At 56.5% G+C, this 20,114-nt stretch carries 20 protein-coding genes; 10 read left to right on the top strand and 10 right to left on the bottom strand.

From position 1 onward, the window contains the following. Positions 1–231: 231 nt before the first annotated feature. The 9 genes from H7688_RS20985 to H7688_RS20945 all read right to left on the bottom strand — a co-directional run bounded on the left by H7688_RS20985 (position 232) and on the right by H7688_RS20945 (position 6,548). Positions 232–381 (bottom strand): hypothetical protein, encoded by a 150-nt coding sequence (locus tag H7688_RS20985; RefSeq protein ID WP_183363225.1) that lies wholly within the window; start codon positions 379–381, stop codon positions 232–234. 46 nt (positions 382–427) lie between these two features. Then, positions 428–772, bottom strand: a complete 345-nt coding sequence (locus H7688_RS20980) for a hypothetical protein (RefSeq protein ID WP_183363224.1) — start codon at positions 770–772, stop codon at positions 428–430. A 26-nt stretch (positions 773–798) separates the two neighbouring features. Continuing rightward, positions 799–2,874, bottom strand: coding sequence for a phage tail tape measure protein (locus tag H7688_RS20975; protein ID WP_183363223.1), 2,076 nt, complete (start codon positions 2,872–2,874; stop codon positions 799–801). Between the two features lie 160 nt (positions 2,875–3,034). Beyond that, positions 3,035–4,048 (bottom strand): S49 family peptidase, encoded by a 1,014-nt coding sequence (locus tag H7688_RS20970; protein ID WP_183356792.1) that lies wholly within the window; start codon positions 4,046–4,048, stop codon positions 3,035–3,037. Positions 4,049–4,247: 199 nt separating this feature from the next. Continuing rightward, positions 4,248–4,580, bottom strand: coding sequence for a hypothetical protein (locus H7688_RS20965; protein ID WP_183356793.1), 333 nt, complete (start codon positions 4,578–4,580; stop codon positions 4,248–4,250). 28 nt (positions 4,581–4,608) lie between these two features. Further along, positions 4,609–5,187, bottom strand: a complete 579-nt coding sequence (locus H7688_RS20960) for a hypothetical protein (protein WP_183356794.1) — start codon at positions 5,185–5,187, stop codon at positions 4,609–4,611. 25 nt (positions 5,188–5,212) lie between these two features. Beyond that, complete coding sequence (locus tag H7688_RS20955; protein WP_183356795.1) at positions 5,213–5,368, bottom strand: hypothetical protein; 156 nt, start codon at positions 5,366–5,368, stop codon at positions 5,213–5,215. Positions 5,369–5,502: 134 nt separating this feature from the next. Further along, positions 5,503–6,222, bottom strand: coding sequence for a hypothetical protein (locus tag H7688_RS20950; RefSeq protein ID WP_183356796.1), 720 nt, complete (start codon positions 6,220–6,222; stop codon positions 5,503–5,505). 35 nt (positions 6,223–6,257) lie between these two features. Next, complete coding sequence (locus H7688_RS20945) at positions 6,258–6,548, bottom strand: hypothetical protein (RefSeq protein WP_183356797.1); 291 nt, start codon at positions 6,546–6,548, stop codon at positions 6,258–6,260. A gap of 675 nt (positions 6,549–7,223) precedes the next feature. Here H7688_RS20945 and H7688_RS20935 point away from each other — a divergent pair. Further along, the gene (locus H7688_RS20935; RefSeq protein ID WP_183356800.1) at positions 7,224–7,652 is read left to right on the top strand and encodes a helix-turn-helix domain-containing protein; all 429 of its coding nucleotides are present in this window, start codon (positions 7,224–7,226) and stop codon (positions 7,650–7,652) included. An 8-nt stretch (positions 7,653–7,660) separates the two neighbouring features. On the opposite strand, the gene H7688_RS20930 is transcribed toward H7688_RS20935, so the two are convergent. Next, positions 7,661–8,887, bottom strand: a complete 1,227-nt coding sequence (locus H7688_RS20930; RefSeq protein WP_183356801.1) for a tyrosine-type recombinase/integrase — start codon at positions 8,885–8,887, stop codon at positions 7,661–7,663. Positions 8,888–9,021: 134 nt separating this feature from the next. Between H7688_RS20930 and smc the strand changes: the two genes are divergently transcribed. From smc to tyrS, 9 genes are all read left to right on the top strand, one after another. Continuing rightward, complete coding sequence (smc, locus tag H7688_RS20925) at positions 9,022–12,555, top strand: chromosome segregation protein SMC (RefSeq protein WP_183363222.1); 3,534 nt, start codon at positions 9,022–9,024, stop codon at positions 12,553–12,555. 155 nt (positions 12,556–12,710) lie between these two features. After that, a complete protein-coding gene (locus tag H7688_RS20920; RefSeq protein WP_183363221.1) occupies positions 12,711–13,070 on the top strand; it encodes a roadblock/LC7 domain-containing protein in 360 nt (119 codons plus the stop codon). After that, entirely contained in the window at positions 13,071–14,354 is a 1,284-nt protein-coding gene (ftsY, locus tag H7688_RS20915) for a signal recognition particle-docking protein FtsY (protein ID WP_183363220.1), read from the top strand. Positions 14,355–14,432: 78 nt separating this feature from the next. Then, complete coding sequence (locus tag H7688_RS20910) at positions 14,433–14,585, top strand: hypothetical protein (RefSeq protein ID WP_246329915.1); 153 nt, start codon at positions 14,433–14,435, stop codon at positions 14,583–14,585. Positions 14,586–14,613: 28 nt separating this feature from the next. Further along, positions 14,614–14,871: a cell division protein ZapA gene (locus H7688_RS20905; protein WP_281379525.1), complete on the top strand. Its 258-nt coding sequence runs from the start codon at positions 14,614–14,616 to the stop codon at positions 14,869–14,871. A gap of 314 nt (positions 14,872–15,185) precedes the next feature. Further along, positions 15,186–15,749 carry a 5-formyltetrahydrofolate cyclo-ligase gene (locus H7688_RS20900; RefSeq protein WP_183363217.1) on the top strand — a complete coding sequence of 188 codons (564 nt, stop codon included), beginning with the start codon at positions 15,186–15,188 and terminating at the stop codon, positions 15,747–15,749. Positions 15,750–15,780: 31 nt separating this feature from the next. Continuing rightward, the gene (rny, locus tag H7688_RS20895) at positions 15,781–17,367 is read left to right on the top strand and encodes a ribonuclease Y (RefSeq protein ID WP_183363357.1); all 1,587 of its coding nucleotides are present in this window, start codon (positions 15,781–15,783) and stop codon (positions 17,365–17,367) included. Continuing rightward, entirely contained in the window at positions 17,357–18,142 is a 786-nt protein-coding gene (locus H7688_RS20890; RefSeq protein WP_183363216.1) for a TIGR00282 family metallophosphoesterase, read from the top strand. The genes rny and H7688_RS20890 overlap by 11 nt, the downstream gene beginning before the upstream one ends. Positions 18,143–18,234: 92 nt before the next feature. Continuing rightward, complete coding sequence (tyrS, locus tag H7688_RS20885) at positions 18,235–19,446, top strand: tyrosine--tRNA ligase (RefSeq protein ID WP_183363215.1); 1,212 nt, start codon at positions 18,235–18,237, stop codon at positions 19,444–19,446. Positions 19,447–20,114: the final 668 nt, after the last annotated feature.

Genomic DNA, 20,114 nt, shown 5'->3' with positions numbered 1-20,114 from the left:
TGGAAGGACCCGCGGCATGACCTATGACCCTTCTTCCCCTGATCTTTTCCCGCAGACGTCAGACCCAGTTCCCTGTGGCAAGCCACACTTGGCGCCAGGGCCCCGTCATTGTGTTTCTGTTCAGCCGTCAACAGCACCTGTAATACATCCACAGTCCCCCTCCAGGATATATAATCAATCTGCCCCTCCCAACAGCGAAGGGGGAAGGGGGGAGAAACCCTCCCCGGGCAGTCAAGTTTTGCGCTTTGCCCGGCTTTTGCGGAAGACTTTGAATGATACCTCTGCAATCAGACGTTCTTGCGCCGCTGGAGTAAGCGCATTGAATCTTGAGGCAAAGGTATTAAACGCGTCCAAGGCGCCTTGGTACTTGAACTGGGCCATTATGGAGTCATGCTCTTTACTCAAAGGGAAGCTCCTAAATCTGCTGTTAACCCCTGAGAAGATCGAGTACTTCCAGCTTAAGCTGAATCGCCTCACCAACGGCTTCCCTAAGAGGCTGGACCACCAAGTTCAGATGCCTACTGAACTCGTCAGACAGAATTTGGACCTGCGCTTCGGTAAGAAAGCCAAATAAGCTACTGTCGAGCTCGACATTAAAAACGGCATCTTTTGCTGGGTACCTATCATATATGGCCATGACTTCAGATGCCTTGAGACAAATGGTTTCAGGGGCGTGGCCATTACGGCTCAGTCGTGATTCTATTGCAGACCTTAACCCAGTTCTTGCTGTTGCAGCATCTCGCCTTTCTTGAAAGCTGATTACCGTTCCCATGTTCTGCATCCCTCCGTGTTAAGTGACTACATGTTGAGTGTGACGCCTCTTGATCCTGCCTGGCTAATTATTGGGGCCAACTCTTCCTCAAACCACTTCTCGAGCACCTCTTTATTGCCATAGACGCTCGCAATATTGATAGTCACGGTGCCTTGCTGAGAGGTCTGCCCCGCTGACTGTTGGGTAACCACGTTTGAAGATGGGTTGGTATTATAAGAACCACCCCCAGAGCCGCCTCCAGATCCCCCCATGCCCATTACGCCTTCAACTAAGCCCGTGGCTGCAATCAACCCCATGTTGATCATGCCCCAGGTATTAATCGCTGTAGCGGCCGGGGGGCCGGCAATGGGACCGAGTTCAGCCATGGCCCTCATTTCTGCAGCCTTGGTCGATACCCACGTCTCGCCAATGGCTAGGCCCTTTTGAAGCCCCAGGCTTGCCAAAGCCGCAACCTTCGATTTCCCTGCAAACATGTTGATCAGGCCAATGCCCTGCTGGAATGCAGCGCCCTGCAAAGCGCCAAGCTCTTTATTCTGCTGACTTTCTATTTGCTTTCGCTTCTGGGAGTACAGCTCCTGAATGGTGGCTTTGCGCTTTTCGTACTCCTCGAAGGAATTGGTCATCATAGCCCAGTTGCGGATAGCTGCCTCGCGTTCCTCATCGAGGCGTTGCAGCTCGGAGTTGCCACCCTCGGTTTGCAATCTAAAGCGAGACTCGGCCTTTTGCGCATTTTGATCAGAGGTCTGGTTGGCAGCCGCCCAGGTGGAACGCATCGATGTTTGGTCGAAAGCTGCCTGCTGACTATCAGACATGCGCCCGATGGCGTTTAAGTAGCCGTCGGATTTCATCAGGCCATTCTCGACCTCGTCAAGGCGCATCTCGCCTTCAATTTTGGCCAGCTCGGCCTGCGCCTGTTCCAACTCCTTATTGCGCTGGGTCAGCCAGTCAAGCTCCTCCTTCTCGTCTTCCTGCCGGCGCCGCCAGTTCATGAAACCGGGGGCATCCACGGTGTAGTTTTTCTTTTCAGTGGAGGTGGTGGTGCCAGGGTCTCCTCCGCCACCAGGATTTAAAACAGAGACCCGATTCCCTTTGGAATCAAGACCAACCTCACTATAAGCGAGGGTTTGAAGCGAATTCTCTTGCGACTGCGCTCGCCCTTCAAGATCCGCGGCAATACCTTGCCACCACCTTCCCCCCTGGGTGAATTTCCCACCGACGGTCAGAGACATGGCAGTAGCTAGACTCGCCCCAAAACGATCTAGAGACGCACCCGAAAGTCGAACGATCGCTTCAACGTCGTGCATTAAGAGAACAAAGGGATGGACGCCTTTTACAGCCACATTGCCAAACTGGGCACCAAGCCGCACCAGTTCCGGAAGCAGTTCATTCCCAATCTGTACTGCAAGACTGGTTGACACCAGCTTTAGCTCGTTCATGTGACGCTTGTACTCTTTGACCTGGAGCTGGCCATCACCGCCTACGACAAGGTGCAACTGCTCGGCGCGCTCTTTTGCCGCAATAAGTTCCGCAGCGGTCAGCCTGAGGGTTTGCTGCGCCTCGGCCCAACCCTTGCCGTAGACTTTTTGGCCGGCAATGTTGCGCTCCAGGGCGCTGTGCATGGAGCCCAGTCTGCCGTTAACATCACCCATGATTTCGATTGAGGAGCGCAGCTGGCCGTTGCTGTCGGTGATACTGACGCCAAGGTCTTTGATTGCCTCACCGCCGTCCTTTCCTATGCTCTTGGCCAGGCGGAGCGCCGCACCGGTTACTACGTCTGAATCGATACCAAGGGTGCGCAGCGCTACGTTGAGCTCCGAGGACTGCTGAGCGGTAGTGCCCAAAACCCGCGAAAGCTTGGTGACCTCTCCGATCCATCCGGTTGTCTCAGAGATGATTCCCTTGAAGACCCCGCCGGCCAAAATTCCGGTGAGTACGCCGGTAAGAGACGTCAGCTTAACGATGCCGCCACCGAGCTCGTTGAAACTGCTGGACATGGCAGACACTGAGTCCTTGGTCATGCTGCGGCCGTCCTGCAGGGTCTTGGCCAGACCGTCCAGCTTGGCATCAATGGAAAACAGAACTTTCTTTTCGGCGTCGGCCATAATCACGTCCTCCTGATGTTATGTCTGCTAGGGGGGGGGAGCATCTGCTGGTGTTACTGAGGTTGAGGCATCAAAGATTATGAGTTCCCCATTCGAGCCAGAAGAGAAGGTAACTGGTCCATCTTCTACAGCACTCATACCGTAGCTCCTTGTCCCGTGTTCAGGCACGCCCAAGACTCCTGGCAAAGGCCACCATTGCCTCAACGTATGGGTTAACTTGGGGGCTGGAGGCTACTTGCCTTACCGGCAGGGAGCTCGTAACGGTGCGGGGTCTTAATTCCAACATCTTACAAATGGCGATTCGAGATCTTTGGACTAAAGAGGCCGATATCTTCTGGTATTCACCCCCATTGCCCTGTTTGCAAAGCTCATCTTTCGTACACATTCCGTCGGCCAAACCAGCCATTATCCCTTGAGAACCAAGGAATTCACGGCCATCTGCCAATTCGGTCGCTACCTTTTCTGCTGAGAGCTTGAGATTGCGTGCTACGGTATTGATCAAGGCCGTATAGATATGATCTAGCCGCGCTTGGAGGATTTCTTTGTCAGCGTTGGAGAGGGGAGCGTGTGGGTGCCCTGTTCCTTTATAACGGCCGGCGGTGAGCACGGAGGTTTTTACTCCAGAGTTTGCTTCCCTGGCCGAAAGATCGCGGTGTCTGGTAATGACCCCGATAGAACCAATGTTAGCCGCCTCGCTGGATACAAAGCGTTTCTCGGCTGCCGAGGAGATTAGGTAGGCAGCTGAGGACATTTGGCCATCAGTCCAAGCAGTGGTGGGCTTCTCACCGCGGCTACGGAAAATGAATTCTGCGAGCTCGAAGGTGCCAGGAGCGGCTCCCCCTGGAGAGTCGATATGCAGCAAGATCTTTTCGACGCGCGGGTCGTAAAGAGCTTCCCGAAACCGCAACTGGATCGCCTCCGCCGAAGTCGCTCCTAATATTCTCCCAAATAGGTTCATGCGCGGGATGATCAGACCATGCACGGGGATAATGGCCGTCCCATTTACTACCTCATACAGCTTGTCGCCGCTAAAGAGTTGCTTGCCGGTGTGGGATATTACGGCATTGCTTTCGAAACCATCGCCATCTAAAAACGATGAATAGGCCGACAGTATCTCATCAAGCAGGTACGGTGAAATCATCCACGGCCCGCGCAGCACACTGTTGAAGTTCATTCGGTGACTCCTTTGCTAGGATTCCCCTCCTTAGAGGCACATAGCCCGGGTCTCGGAGGGGACTTAGCCCCTGGACCGCCATTGGAGCGCTCCCCTATAAGGGAGCCTCATGATCCCTATGGCGTTCCTCTTCTCGGGATTCATGAGCAGCATCCCTCTCTATCTGGAAGAGTAGAGAGGGATACAGGAAAGCATATTGCTAAAGGCCCAGGAGTTCCTTTTTAGCGCTGGCTTTAGTCCGCGCTACATCCTGCCGAACGTTGGCGGCCTGCGTCCTAAGCCCTTTTGCCTGGTTTTCAAGCTCAGCCGCCTGAGATTCAAGATCCCCCGCATCAGAAAGCATTTCATCGCCATCCAGCACCTCAATTGCGTCACTGGCGAGAAACGCTCTGGCAGTGACCAAGTCAAGGGTGACGATATCCCCCGGCTTTAACGCAGGCTTCCTGAAATCATTGGAAGTCTGAATAACACCGTTGATGATCCTGTATTGCTTTTCGCTGCTCTGCATGTCTTGACTATTGGCTTGTTCCATTGCCCCCCCTATTTAGCTTTGGCGTAAACTATTTGAAGTATTCCTGAGAGAGCTGATCCTTGAACGGAGCCAACTGGTCAAGATGAACACCCGCGCCGAGGGTCCGGAGACGCTCCATGAAATCAGTTATGGTCGGTGTTACGCCATAACCATGTCCAAAGGCCTCAAGGTAGGCGGCATAGGTTCTCCGAAGAGCCGGGGCAAGTTTCCCGGCCTCAATTGCCATGACCAGGTGGTATGCGCTCTCTTTTAACCTCTGGACACGCTCCCGATCCCCGGACTCAGTCGTAGTAGCGGACTGGATATTTGCGGCCAAGACTTGAATTGCGGCGGCCATCGTTTTCTTTCTCTCCCTGAGCATTTCTAGCGTTGCCTGTATCTCGTTATGGTCTCCTTCGGAGATTTCCCCGCGGGCATACTGCGTTATTGCGGAGCTCGCTCTGGTTTCAACCTCAGAGATTTCAGCCTCGAGGTCTGCAAGCTTAGAAGCGAAGTCGCCTTTTCTTGAAAAAAGAGATTCGCGACTTTCCATGGTTTGGGACAGCTTTTTCTGGGCCTCAGCAAGATCCACCTTTGCCTGGGCCAGTTCACGCTTCTTTTCGTTCATGAGAGAGGCTCCTTGTGAGATCTTGTTATTTCTCGGTAGCAGTTTTGCCAGCCTGGCGTTCCTCTTGCGCAAGCCTTGCGCGCAGCGCTTTCAGCTTTTCGATGTGTCTCTGAAAGGACTCAATCTCAAGATCAAGTTCTCTGGTGGAGGTCAAATTGGGAAGAGAGGTGATAATTGCCATCGCATTTCTCCTTAGAAGGATTTTGTTTAGCTTTTGAAGTAAGATACTGATTTTCGCGAAAAAAAGAAGACTGCCTATCCCGGCATAACCCGAGTTGTGCCGGGATAACTTGGGTTGTGCTAAGCATGGCATAACTACCCGAGGAGCGCTGTCTCGCGCTTTCTGCCTTTTATCATGTGAGCCAAGCCACGTTCCAGGTAGACCTTTTTCACAACGGTTAGGATCACCCCCCTCGCAGAGCTGGGCTCACCTTGTCTCAGGTAGGGGAGATTTAAATAAGGAAACTTACCGTCATCATTGGAGAAATTTTCTATTTGGTTCACCATGCTTAAATGGTCAATGCTTTGATCTACAGTTAGCTTCCAGTCAACAAGAAGTTCAATGTTCTTTTTGAAGTTGTCGAGAGAAACATATCTAGCTTTAGCCGCACTCTTCGCCCTGTCTTTATCACTATTTTTTTGGTACTGAGTTAATAGATTTGTGATATTTGCCGGAATGATAGTTTTTAAGAAAACATCAAAAGCAATATCCAATTCCAACAGGAGCATTCCAAGCCTTAGCACCTCTTCAGTAGCATCTGCATCAAAGACACCAGAAGTTACGGAAAGCACTTTGCCGTATTGGTTTATAATGTTAATCACCGGAGCTTGGAGCACCTCGCTGGGGCCTAGACATGGAATAGCAGCGGCTCTGCTTTCGATAAGGCCCTTAACCCGAGAAAGTAAAGAGGTGCTACTTGGTGTTCCATGTAGAATCTGACGCCACAAATAGTCGACCTCCTCCAGCTTTTGACCAACACCCACAGAACCAGGGCTAGAAAGCGCTTCCATTTCGTCCAAATCCTGAAACATCACCAGAGCCCCCTCGCGTTTCTCAAGACGGTATGCGCCTAAAAACCTGAGGCTCCGGAATAGGGAGCAGATGGGACCAAAGCCTTGAGGCTGCGGTGCTTGGAGTAGTGATTGGGGTAGCGGTCCATTAGAAAATCTTCGGTCAACCTCAAATCGAATTGGAAAACAGCACTTATAAAAATGTACAGCGCGGCTATGCCCTTTTTTGCGACGTTGGCAGCTGACTGCTCAATGGTAGAAACTCGCTCGTTGTATGTTAGGGACTCACACATTTTTGCGATTTCATCCAGGCAAGCTGCCAGATCCTCTTTTCTGTTTAAAAATTGCATGAATAATCCTCCTGTGAGGTATAAGCCTTGGAGACCCGGTTTTTTTCAAGACAACACATAGTCCAAAACGCCTATGCCGTAAACTTAGGGACCCGCCGAGCGGCGATATCGCGCAGCTTCACCAGGTGCGGCTCAAATGGCGATTCCATAAGGGCCTGCTCCATAACGTCAAGAACGGTTTGAGGCTCCAGTTTCCGAACCAGTACAAGAATTGCACGCTCCTGGCTGTTTAATTCTCCCCATGTCATTTACATTCTCCTTAAAGTGGGTTGCTGGTAACGATTTCCCGACATCTAGCCCTTACGTACTGCAGCCTCACTAGTGCTCTGGTGTTCGGTCTGGGCAGCGATCCAATTCATGACAGAAGAGAGTTTGTATCGAACACTTGCCCCCACCTTGATAAAGGGAGGAGCTGGTGCGCCGGTGAGCCTTGCACGGTTGAGAGTGTTCACTTTCTGGCCTATGATATTCGCCACCTGTTGAACCGTTAGGAGCCGGTCCGCCGTTTGAAGGGACTGGCAGTCACCTGTACCTAAGTACCTCTCTTGAGCCATAGTTTCCTCCCTGTTCACGCAAAGTATTTGCACAGCCTTTTAGTATTATACTGTTGTATGGCATTGCATGTTATACAGTTGTATGGTAGGTGTCAATAAAATAATTGGCAGGAGGCCCTCTATGGGGAAGACCTATCCTCGAGTTGTAGAATTGCTGAGGAGGGAGTTTGAAGATAAAGGGGTTACAAAGTATTTGTTTTGCAAGAAAACGGGGATAAATCCAACGAGCGTGGAAAGGTATCTGCACGGCATTTCTGAGCCGTCTCAGGTGAGCCTTGAAAAACTTGCCACTTATTTTGAAACCTCAGTAGCGTGGTTAAGGGGGGATGATGAGGATAAATGTTGGCTTTCTGAAGAGGAGTCTCGTGAACTTGTCGAAGACATACTGCTGAGGACCTTCCGGCAAGAAAATCCCAGGAAAAAGGGCGAGTCGGAAGCTGAATATGAGAAAAGAGTTGCCGCTCTTGGGGAAGAAAAAAAAGTGTTTTGGTCAAATATATATGAAGAAGCCGTCAGAATGAGGCGGGCAAAAAAAGCCTCTGAATCGTAGCAGGTCTCTTAAGTGACATTTTCCCGGCTAATGCCAATTCCAACCTCGGCCAGTTCCATGATTTTGTTCACCACTTTTTGCGTTGGTTCTCTGAGCCTTTCCGGCGTCATCATAATGTAACCGCCGGTAACGTCGTTTCCTAGGCTATGGTTTAGCAAGGCCTTCAGAGCATAGTGCGAGATATCGAGGGACTCGGCGACTGTGATGAATGTTCGCCGCAAGTCGTGGAAACAGAAGTTGACCCCGCTCGCCTGGATTATGTCGCGCTTCCAGGGGTCTGGATTGGTGATGTGGGGATTCATCCCGCGGCCCGGGAAAATGAACTCGCTTTCCCATCCAGCCGCAAGGCGCTTCACCAGGAGCTGGTGCAGCTGCTTTGACATGGGCATGGTAACCTGGTCATCTTCCGGCTTCTCCCCGCGCTTCTTCTCTGGGGTAAAGGTGAAGGTCTTGTTCTGCAGGTCCAGATCTGACCATTTGAGCACTGACGCCTCGCCGCGACGAAGGCCTGTGTAAAGCAGCAGAAGGATGAAGTCACGCCCCTTCGGGTTATCGTACTCGTCGACGGCCTTGTACCAGGCGGGGAAGTCCTCCGGGGTTATGTAGGTCTTGCGCCGGGTCTTCTTAGTCCATCCCCGGCCGCGGATCTCCTTTACCGCGTCAACAGGATTGAAGGTGATTACACCCGGGTACAGTGCTATCCCGAAACGGAAAAGCCCCTTCAGAAGCTTGATAGCATTGGCGCCCTGCACCGATCCACTCCTCTTTTCGATCCTCCCCAGGCGCTCGATCACCATCGTCCCGGTGATAGTGTCCGCCGGTAGTGTCAGCCAGTCCTTAAAATGGTTGTTGATCCACGCTTCGTACTGGTAAGCGGTGGATTTTGCCACGGGCGTCTTCCGGGCGCTTAAATATTGACTGTACAGGTCTTTTACGGTTATGATCTGCCGCTGTATCTGGGCCTTCGGATGTGGGTTTTCCCCCTTGTCGAGGCGCTGCAGATATTCCTTGGCGGTGCTCCTGGCTTGGTCCGGAGTGAAAGTGCCGTAACGGCCAATAGGGATGAAGGGCTTTTTTCCGGTACCGCGCATGGTTGCGCGGACAAAGAAGGTCAATGCTTCCTTGGTCGCACGAACGCCAAAGCCCTTGAGCTCCGTGTCGTGGTAGTCGACCTGCCCGGATCCTGGGAGAGTGATCCCCGACAGGTTCGCTTTGGTGATCTTCAGTTGCGGCATGAGTGGCACTCCCCTGTAGTGTCCAGCGTAGAGGCTTCATAGTGTCAAGCGTGTGCGAATTTCTATACCACTGCATCACCAAGGAGTCAACGAATGTGTAGGAGTTTAGCGCTCCTATCCATCGCAAGCATACTGTGAGAATCAAGCGACTCGAAATATTGGGTTTCAAGTCTTTCCAGGACAAGGTCGTCCTCGACTTCAACCAGGCGATCACCGGCGTGGTCGGGCCCAACGGTTGCGGCAAGTCCAACGTCGTCGACGCCATCCGCTGGGTCATGGGGGAGCAATCCGCCAAAAACCTGCGCGGCAAGTCGATGGAAGACATCATCTTCAACGGCACCGAATTCCGGAAGCCGCTCGGTATGGCCGAGGTTTCCCTTTTTTTCTCAACCGACGACGGTCGTGTCCCCGCCAAGTACCTCAACTTTTCCGAGATCCAGGTCACCCGCCGACTCTACCGTGACGGCGAGAGCGATTACCTGATCAACAAGACCCCCTGCCGCCTGCTCGACGTTGCCGAACTCTTCATGGACACCGGTATCGGTGCCCGCGCCTACTCGATCATCGAGCAGGGGAAGATAGGCATGATCCTGCACGCCAAACCGGAGGAGCGCCGCTTCCTGATCGAGGAGGCCGCCGGCGTTACCAAGTTCAAGGCCCGCAAGGTGGTCGCACTCAAGAAGATCGAGGCGACCAAGCAGAACCTTCTGCGCATCGGCGACATCGTGGCCGAGATCAAACGCCAGATGAACGGCCTGCAGCGCCAGGCCAAGAAGGCGGAGCGCTTCCGGGAGGTTCGCCAGGAACTCAAGGAGATCGAGCTCCTCTTTGCGGCCAAAGGGTACGCCTCTTTGCAGCAGGAACGCCTGGGGCTCGAGACCCAGATCGCCGACCTTGAGGCTCAACACATTGCCCTTGGCGCGAAACTCGAGGCCGAAGAGCTCTCCGTGGAGGGAAAGCGGGTAACCCTCGCGGAGACCGAGCGGCTCTTGGCTGCCGCCCAGGAAGAAATTTTCCGCTGGAAAAGTGAGCTGCAGGGCGGTGAAAACAAGCTCGAGTTCCAGCGCCGGGAGTTGGCCAACCTGGAGCGCCAGGGTGCCCGGTTCGAGGAAGAACTGCAGGGGCTCAAGGACCAGTTGGCTGCCTCGCAGCGCGAGCTCGAGACGCTTGCCGTACAGCGGGGAGCCTTCCTCGAAGAGATCGCCCGGGAGGAAGAGAACCTGGAACACCGCGAGTCGCTTCTGGAAGAGATGGCTGCCGTTGAGGCAGGTGTCACCCGTGAACTGGACGAGGTACGTCGCTCGCTCTTTGCGGTTCTTTCCGAAGGCGCCCAGGCTGGTAACCAGCACCAGGCTGCCGCCAAGCGGCTCACTGCGATCGGGGAGCGCCTGGCGGCGAGTTCCCGAGACCGGATCTTGCTTGCCGAACGCCTGGCCGAGGCGAACCAGAAGGTCGAGGCGCTCAGAATAGAGCTGCAGTCGCTGCGGGATACCAAGGAACAGACCAGCGAAGAGCTCACCCTGGCCACGGCCCGGGAAGCCCACCTGAAGCAGGAACAGGAGGCCGGCGAAAAGGCCCTGCAGCAAAGCCGGGATCAGCTCTCCGGTGCCGCATCGCGCCTGAAGTCACTGCAGGAATTGGAGGCCCAGTTCGCCGGTTACGGCCAGGGGGTGCGCAACCTCCTTCTGGCGGATCCGTTCAAGAACGGCGCCTTCACCATGTTGGCCGACGCCCTCGAGGTCCAGGAAGAGTACGAGGTGCCTCTGGAGGCGGTGCTCGGCGAGCGGCTGCAGTATCTTCTTTGTGGCACCGCCGACGTTGCCTTGCACGCGGTCTCCCACCTGAAGACCCGCTCCGGCGGGCGCTGCAGCTTCGTCACCGCGCCGCCCTGTCAGGACGCGCCGGATGAGGCCCCCTCTGATGTACCAGCACTCGCCTCGGGTGTCACCATAGCCGACTCTTTCCGGCACCTGGTTGCTCCCCTGCTTTCCGGCGCCTTCCTGGCTCGCGACCTGCCGCATGCCGTGAGCCTCGCCTCCCTGTATCCGCGCTGCACCTTCGTGACCCGCGAGGGGGACCTGGTCCACTCGGGGGGGATCGTACATGGCGGCTCAAGCGAAGCCGAGCAGTCCGGCATCATCCACAAGAAACGGGAGATCAAGAGCCTCACCAGTGACGTCGAGAAGCTCGGGTCCCAGGTGGAAGAGCTCACCAGGAAGCGGGAGACACGGCGCGAGGAGATCGTCCAGGCAGAGGCGGAGCGCCAGGATCTCAGGCAGGAACTGCATCGCCTGGAGATCCGGATCACTACCGCCGAGAAGGACCTCCAGACGGCCTCGGCCGAGTGCAGGCGTGTCGAAGAGAACGCCGCGGTGCGCGAGATGGAGGAGGAGCAACTCGCCGAGGAGAAGGCGCTGGTCGAGAGTGAACTTGCCCGGGCCGATGCCAAGAAGGCGGCGGCCGAAGAGCGCAAAATCCAGCTGGAGAAAAGCGTCGAGGCGCTGCAGTCGCGCCTGCAGGGCTCCCGTTTCGAGATGGAGGAGGCCCGAGAACTGGTGACCTCACTCAAGGTCCGTGTCGCGGCCCTGCGGGAAAAGGGGGAGGGCGCCCAGCGAGCCAGCATGCGGGTCCAGAACCTCTGCAACGACCTCACCGCACGCATCGGTTCGCGCAGCAACGAGCTGCAGGGGTCTGGAGACGAGCGCAGTAGGCTTGCCGCCGCGATCGAGGAAGGCGAAGAGGCGCTCAAGGTGATCGTTGCCCAGCAGATCGCCAGCGAACAGAAGCTCCTCGAGGTCCGTGACCGGTACGAGGGTGAATCGGCTGCTGTACAGGAAGAAGAGGCACGCCTTAAGACAGGTCGCATCGAAGCCGGACAGCTGCGCGACCAGTTGAACACCAAGACGCTCAGGCTCTCCGAACTTGCCATGAAGCTGCGCTACCTGGAGGAGACCCTTCAGGAGAAGCACCGTATGGAGATCGCCGAGGCGCTGAATCACTACGCCGAGCTGGAATGGGACGAGCCGGAGCGCACCAAGCGCCAGTCCGAACTGCAGAAAGTGATCGAGGACATGGGCGAGGTGAACCTCATGGCGATCGACGAGTTCAAGCAGCTCGAGGAGCGCTTCGAATTCCTCTCCAGCCAGAAGCAGGACCTGGAAGAGTCGATGAACTCGCTGCAGAAGGCAATCCAGCGCATCAACCGAACCACGCGCAAGCGTTTCCTGGAGACCTTTGAGATGGTCAACGCCAAGTTCCAGCAGGTCTTCCCGCGTCTTTTCTGCGGTGGCCAGGCGGAGCTGAGGCTCACCGACGAAGAGGACCTGCTCTCCACCGGTCTCGAGATCGTAGTGCAGCCTCCGGGCAAGAAGCTGCAGAGCGTCTCGCTGCTCTCCGGCGGCGAAAAAGCGCTCACCGCGGTCGCGCTCATCTTTTCCATCTTCATGATCAAGCCGTCGCCCTTCTGCCTGCTGGACGAGGTCGACGCACCGCTGGACGACGCCAACATCGGCAGGTTCAACGACATGGTGCGTGAGATGAGTGCCGTTTCCCAGTTCATCATCATCACCCATAACCGAGCCACCATGGCTGTCGCCGACACGCTGTACGGGGTGACCATGGAAGAGCCCGGCGTCTCGAAACTGGTCTCGGTGCGCCTTAACTGCTGAGCTAGTGCAGCCAGGTCGCTGGACCCGATTTGCGACACCAACTCGGCAAGGTGGTCAGATGCTCAGCGAGTATTTCTGTCGCTCAGACAAGAAAGTTCGTTGCCGCTCTGTTTTTCTTTGCTATGAATCTGTAATGCCGTTTCGAGGAGAAACCCGTGCCGTTCAAACGACTGCTGACCGAATTGGTTGAGGCCGTACCCGGGGCGAGTGGTGCCATTCTGGCTGACTGGGAAGGCGAAGCCGTCGAGCAACACTGCTTTGGCGACCCCTACGATATGAAGGTGACTGCAGCTCACTGGGGCATCCTGCTCGCCCAGCTCAAGGACCTGCATCCCAAACTGCACACCGGGCCGGTGCGCGAGGCACTCATCGCGACTGACCGTCAGTACGCGATCGTCGGTGCTCTCGGTGACGACTACGCACTCGTTATGACCTTGACAGATTCTGCTCTGCCCCTGGTGGCGCTGCACTGCTTTCGCGCTACTGCAGGGCTCTTGATAAAGGAGATCTACTAGATGGCCGAGGAAAACAAAGGCTTTTTTAAGGGACTTTTCGGCAAGCTCGGTATCGGGAAGGAAGCGCCGCCGGATCCCGAGGTCGAGAAGTCAACCGAGCCCCAGGAACCAGCCGAGACCCAGTCGGCGAGCGAGTGGGCGCACAATCTGTTCAAGAAGATGGACGCGCCCGCTGCCCCTGAAGAAGCTGCAGCACCGGCAACTCCGGCTGAGGAACCGGTTGCAACTTCCGCAGCCCAGCCAGCCTCTCCGGTTGCTCCTGTCGAGCCTACTGCCCCCGTGGTGGCGCCGGTACCACCTATCCCGGTTGCTCCCACCGCTTCTGCCGGGGTATCGTCCGTCCCGCAGGCCCCCGCAGTCGAGCAGGCCAAGCCAAGCTTCTTCGAGCGCCTCAAGCGCAGCCTCAGCAAGACCCACGAGTCGATCGTCGGGCGCATGGACGCCTTGCTGCTCGGCAAGAAACAGATCGACACCGATACTCTCGAAGAGCTCGAGGAGATCCTGATAACCGCCGACATCGGGGTTAAGACCACCGTTGACCTGGTTCGCACTCTCGAGCAGCGCCTCAAGCGGGCCGAGCTGCAGGACGGGGCGGCCCTCAAACAGGCGCTCAAGGAAGAGATCCTGGTCCGCCTCGAGGCGAACTCCGCGCCGCTGGTGGTCACCGACAAGAAGCCGTTCGTCATCCTGGTTATCGGGGTGAACGGGGTGGGCAAGACTACCACCATCGGCAAGCTGGCCTCACGGTATGCGGGAGAGGGAAAACGCGTGCTGCTGGCTGCCGCCGACACCTTCCGTGCTGCGGCTGCAGAGCAGTTGGAGACCTGGGCAGGCCGCGTCGGGGCTGAGATCGTGCGTCACAAGGAAGGAGCAGATCCCTCTGCCGTGGTCTTCGATGCCTGCAAGGCAGCTGCAGCACGGGGCTGTGACGTGCTGATCATCGACACCGCCGGGAGGATGCACACCAAGGTGAACCTGATGGAGGAGATGAAGAAGATCCGCCGCGTACTCACGCGCGAGATCCCGGATGCTCCGCACGAAACCCTGCTGGTACTCGATGCCGCGACCGGCCAGAACGCGCTTTCCCAAGCGAAGCTCTTCAAGGAAGCTGCCGACGTTTCCGGCGTGGTGCTCACCAAGCTCGACGGCAGTGCCAAAGGGGGGATCGTCGTTGCCGTGAGCCACGAATATGCGCTGCCGATCCGTTTCATTGGCGTCGGCGAGGCTGTCGAGGATCTGCGCGAGTTCGATCCGGCACAGTTCGTAGAGGCGCTTTTCCAATAAACGCCTTGACTTTTGCGGGTTTATTAACTAGAATTCTGCCGGAAAAGGTATCATATGAGCGTGGATCTCTTTATAGAGTTGGAAGATCGAATCGGTTCGCTGTTACAGTCGCTTGATGAGCTGAAGCTCGATAACGGCAGATTGCAGCGGGAAAACGAGCGTCTCAACGATGAAAGAGGGGATTTCAAGTCCCGCATCGACGCGATACTGAAGAGGTTGGAAGGGGTCTGACATCTTGATCGCGACACACAGCATCAGAGTGCTGGGCAGGGAACTCCAGGTAAAGAGCTCCGCGAGTTCTGAGCATGTGGCGCAAGTCGAGGCTCTGGTAAATGAGAAACTGGCGGAAGCCAGTGCTGCAACCACCGGTGCGGATACCCAGATCGTGAGTATCCTGGCCATGTTGAACATAGCTGAGGCCTACCTGGCACTTAAGGAAGAGCGCGAGGAAGAAAGACGTACCAACCGTGAGAGGCTTACCGGTCTCATCGAGCGGTTGGAAGGGCAGAAAAATTAAGGTTTCAGGTCTCTTGCGGGAGATTAATTATATAGCAGGTTGTCCAACGGTTGTACGCATTGCCAGAACCAGCGTGGAACAGGAAAGCATGAATTCCCGTTTGCTGATAGGTAGCCTAACGACAAATATAAGTTACGTCCTGGGGTTAATGGCTGCATGATATAAAGTTCAATTGGCGCTTCATTTGAACGCGGCCCTATCGATACTGTCAACGCATCACCCGTCCTCAATCTGCCTTCCCTCACAGAGTACCTGTCTCTTTGGGCGCCTTGCCGCCCGCCCTTCTGCTTTTTATCGCGAAAATAGTTGTTTTTATGCCCAAACGTACCCTTAGAGCTGCGACGCTCGCCCGCAGGCGCGAGCTGACCCCGTACCTGGTTGCCTGCCACGGCCTTGCGCTGCAGCGACTCTTCCTGGCACTTTCGGAATACCGGCGGGCGCAGGTATTGGCTCTCTACTCGCCGATCCACCACGAGGTGGAAACCGCCACGGTCGCTACCCGGGCGCTTGCCGACGGAAAGACGCTGCTTTACCCGGCGGTCGTGGGGAGCGAGATGGAGTTTCGCCGGGTGCGCCACCTTGAAGACTTGGTCCCAGGCCGTTTCGGGATCCTGGAACCGCGGGGCGAGGTGTGGGAGGCTCGGCAGGCGGACCTGATCGTGGTCCCGGGTGTGGCTTTCGACCGGTCCGGCAGGCGCATCGGCTACGGCAAAGGGTACTACGACAAGGCGCTGCACCAACTGGAAGGCACCGGCCGCCTGGCCGCATTCTGTTATCAGTTTCAACTGGTCGAGGAGATCGCCGGCGAACCACATGATGTGACGATGGATCTGATCGTCACCGAAGAGCAGGTGGTTCGCGTTCATAACAATATATAGGGTAGGAGGTACGCACGTGACGAACAGCATAATGATTGCAATAATCCTGGCGCTCATAGCAGGAGGCGTAGGTTACGTAGTAGGCAGCATGCTGCGCAAAAAATCGTCTGAGGCCTTGGTGACTAATGCCGAAGAACTGGCAGCCAAGATGATCGAAGACGCAAAGCGGCAGACTGAAGTGATGGCAATGGAAGCCGCCATCCAGGCCAAGGACGCGGTATATCAGGCAAAAGAGGAGCTTGAAAAGCAGTTCGAGCAGGAAACCCGCGATAAAAAGCGCGACCTCCAGGCGCTCGAGAAACGGCTGCAGCAAAAGGAAGAGAATCTCGACAAGAAGACCAACCTTTTCGACCAGCGCGATACTGAGTTTCTTAAGAGGGAGCAGTCCCTGGCTTCCCGCGAGCAAGTGCTCAGCACAAAGGAGCAGGCCCAGGTTCAGAAAGAAGAACAGATCGACCAGTTGGTCACCGAGCAGCGTGCCAGGCTGGAGCAGATCTCGGGCATGACCTCGGCCGAGGCGAAGAAGGTGCTGATGGACGCCATGGAGGACGAGGCCAAGCTGGACGCGGCCAAGATCATCAAGGCCATGGAAGAAGAGGCCCGCGAGACCGCCGACAAGAAGTCGAAGGAGATCCTGGCTCTGGCCATTCAACGCTACGCCGGCGAGTACGTGGCGGAGCGCAGCGTCTCGGTGGTCACCCTCCCGTCCGACGAGATGAAGGGGCGCATCATCGGTCGCGAAGGGCGCAACATCCGCGCGCTGGAGGCTGCCACCGGCATCGACCTGATCATCGACGACACTCCGGAAGCGGTCATCCTCTCCGGCTTCAACCCGGTGCGCCGCGAGGTCGCCAAGCTTTCGCTGCAGAAACTCATCGCCGACGGCCGCATTCACCCGGGCCGTATCGAAGAGGTCGTGGCCAAGAGCCAGGAAGAGATCGACCAGGCCATGAAGGAAGCCGGCGACCAGGCTGCCTTCGACCTGGGCGTGCATGGCATCCACCCGGAGATCCTGAAACTGATCGGCCGTCTCAAGTACCGCACTTCGTACAGCCAGAACGTCTACCAGCATTCGCTGGAGGTTGCTTTCCTCTGCGGCATCATGGCGGCGGAGCTCGGCATCAACGTGAAGCAGGCGAAGCGTGCCGGCCTCTTGCACGACCTGGGCAAGGCGGTCGACCACGAGATCGAAGGCTCCCACGCGGTCATCGGTGCCGACATCGCGAAGAAGTACGGCGAGTCCCCGAAAATCGTGCACGCGATCATGGCACACCACGAGGACGAGAAGCCGGCCAGCGTGCTGGCGGTGCTGGTGCAGGCGGCCGACGCCCTCTCCGGTGCTCGCCCCGGTGCCCGTCGCGAGATGATGGAGACCTACGTGAAGCGTCTCGACGACCTGGAGCGCATCGCCACCTCGTTCGACGGCGTGGTGAACTCCTTTGCCATCCAGGCGGGCCGCGAGATCCGCGTCATGGTGTCGAGCGACCTGGTCTCCGACGACCGCGCGCTGCTGCTTGCTAAAGACATCGCCAAGAAGATCGAGAACGAGATGACCTACCCGGGCCAGATCAAGGTCAACGTGATCCGCGAGACCAGAGCGACCGAATATGCCCGTTAAGCTGCTGTTCATAGGCGACATCATCGGCAAGCCGGGGCGCGAGGCGCTCTCCCGCGAACTGCACCGCATCGTGGACCGGCACTACGTCGACCTGGTGATCGCCAACGGCGAGAACGCTGCGGGAGGTTTTGGACTCACCCAGGAGACTGCGCAGGACCTTTTCAAGTGCGGCATCCAAGTGCTCACCTCCGGGAACCATATCTGGGACAAGAAGGACGCGCTCGACTACATCAAGCGCGAGGAGCGCATCGTACGCCCGGCTAACTACCCTGAAGGGACGCCGGGGCGCGGCGCCACCATCGTCAGTACTCCAGGTGGTGTCAAGGTGGGCATCCTCAACCTCGAGGGGCGGGTCTTCATGAACAACCTAGAGTGTCCGTTCCGCTGCGCCGACCGCGAGATCGCGAAGCTCAAGGAAGAGACCCCGATTGTCTTTGTCGACTTTCATGCAGAGGCGACTTCCGAGAAGGTGGCGCTGGGCTGGTACCTGGACGGCCGGGTGAGCGCCGTGGTCGGCACCCACACCCACGTGCAGACTGCCGACGAGCGGATCCTCACCGCCGGAACCGCCTACCTGACCGATGCCGGGATGACTGGTTCCTTCGACTCGGTGATCGGTGTCCGCAAGGAAGACGCCATCGAGAAATTCGTCACCCAGCGCCCTGCCAAGTTCGAAGTCGCCAAGAAGGACATCCGGGTCAATGGCGTGGTGATCGAGGTGGATGAAAAGACCGGCTTGGCTTTGAAAATCGAAAGGATCAACATCGCGGTCTGAGGCAAATCGCGCGCACAAGGCAGTCACCGGGGACGCTCCTTTACGGGGCGCTCCCCTTTATTGTCATTAAAGGCTGATACTGGAGGGTTGTGATGACTGTTGCAGAACAGATGGAGATCATCAAGAGAGGGGCCGTCGAGATCCTGGTGGAGAAAGAGCTGGTAGAGAAGCTCGAAAAATCCGTGAAGACCGGCGTACCGCTCAAGATCAAGGCCGGGTTCGATCCCACCGCGCCGGATTTGCATCTGGGGCATACTGTGCTCTTGCACAAGATGCGTCAGTTTCAGAAGCTGGGCCACGAGGTTATCTTCCTGATCGGCGACTTTACCGGCATGATCGGTGATCCGACCGGCAAGTCCGAGACCCGCAAGGCACTCACCCGCGAAGATGTTCTCAAGAATGCCGAGACCTACAAAGAGCAGGTCTTCAAGATTCTCGATCCCAAGTTGACCAAGGTCGTCTTCAACTCCGAGTGGTTCAGCAAGCTCACCGCTGCCGACATGATCGCGCTCGCCTCGAAGTACACCGTGGCACGCATGCTCGAGCGTGAGGATTTCAGCAATCGCTACGCCAACCAACTCCCGATCTCTATTCACGAGTTTATGTACCCGCTGGCGCAGGGGTACGATTCCGTCGCGCTCAAGGCGGATGTGGAGCTTGGCGGTACCGACCAGAAGTTCAACCTGCTGGTCGGCCGTGAGTTGCAGCGCGAGTGGGGCCAGGTTCCCCAGACCGTCATCACCATGCCGCTTCTGGAAGGTCTGGACGGCGTCAACAAGATGAGTAAGTCGCTGGGCAACTACGTCGGGGTCAACGAACCGGCAGACGAGATCTTCGGCAAGATCATGTCCATCTCGGATCAACTGATGCTGCGCTACTACGAACTGCTGAGTGACCTGAGCACCGCCGAAATTGAGAAGCTGAAGGAAGGGCTGAAGGACGGCAGTGTGCACCCGATGGCTGCCAAGAAAGCACTCGGTCGCGAGATCGTGACGCGCTACCACGGTGAGGCCGCCGGCGCGCAGGCCGAGGAAAATTTCGTCAGCCGCTTTCGCGACAACCAGACTCCGGACGAAATGCCTGAGGTCACCCTGACCCCGGAAGGAGAGAAGGTGCTCCTGTGTCGTGTATTGGCAGAGGCCCAGTTGGTGAAGTCGAATTCCGAAGGGCGTCGCTCCATTCAGGGCGGCGGCGTGAAGGTGAACGGCGAAAAGGTCTCGGACGAGAACCAGGAAATCGCCTGCAAAGGTGAGTACATCATCCAGGTCGGCAAGCGCAGGTTTGCCCGGGTGCGCTTTGCCTGATCTTGGAATGATGTGTAGTATTAGTTGACGAAGGGGCGATCGATTCGATCGCCCCTTCGTGCGTTGTGGTTAGGGCTGCCCACCAAAGGCCCCCTCTCGCCCTCCGGGAGAGGGCAGGGGTGAGGGGGGCGGCAGCTGCAGAAACGTCCGCCCTCCAGGTGCTCTAATTTCGTTACCACGTTCCGCGGTGAAGTGTAGTCAGTGCCGCTCCGGCATCCCGTTTTGGGTGCAATCCCGGGGTACGAATCTTTTTAAGAGCGGTAACTCAGGGCTATCGTTGCCATTTCTCCCTAGTTGGTAAAAACAAATGATAAACCCGTTGACGCCTCAAGGAAGCTTTGTTATAACCACCATCCGCTGACGAACGGGGCGCTTTGAAAGCAGCAACGTCTGTCAGCGCACCACAAAAAAGCATTGACAGTGAAAAACTCCTCTGCTATAAAGTGTGGCTTCGCAGTACTGCTCTCCGATAACTCAATAACTGCCCTGGCTTGGTCCTCACGGATCGGCCGCCGAAAAAACCTTGAAACTTTTTGTTGACAGGTTGGAACGGTTCGGGTATGTTGCCAAGTCTGTCGCGACGAGCGGCTTGGTCTTTGAAAACTAAATAGTAGACGATTTACGCAATGTAGGTTTTTAAAAAGTCAGTTGTTTCAAAACTAGAATCG

It is taken from the genome of Geomonas limicola, assembly GCF_014193675.1.
Taxonomy (GTDB): domain Bacteria; phylum Desulfobacterota; class Desulfuromonadia; order Geobacterales; family Geobacteraceae; genus Geomonas; species Geomonas limicola.
The sequence above is the reverse complement of the archived record's forward strand: the minus strand, read 5'-3'. Positions and strand labels throughout refer to the sequence as shown.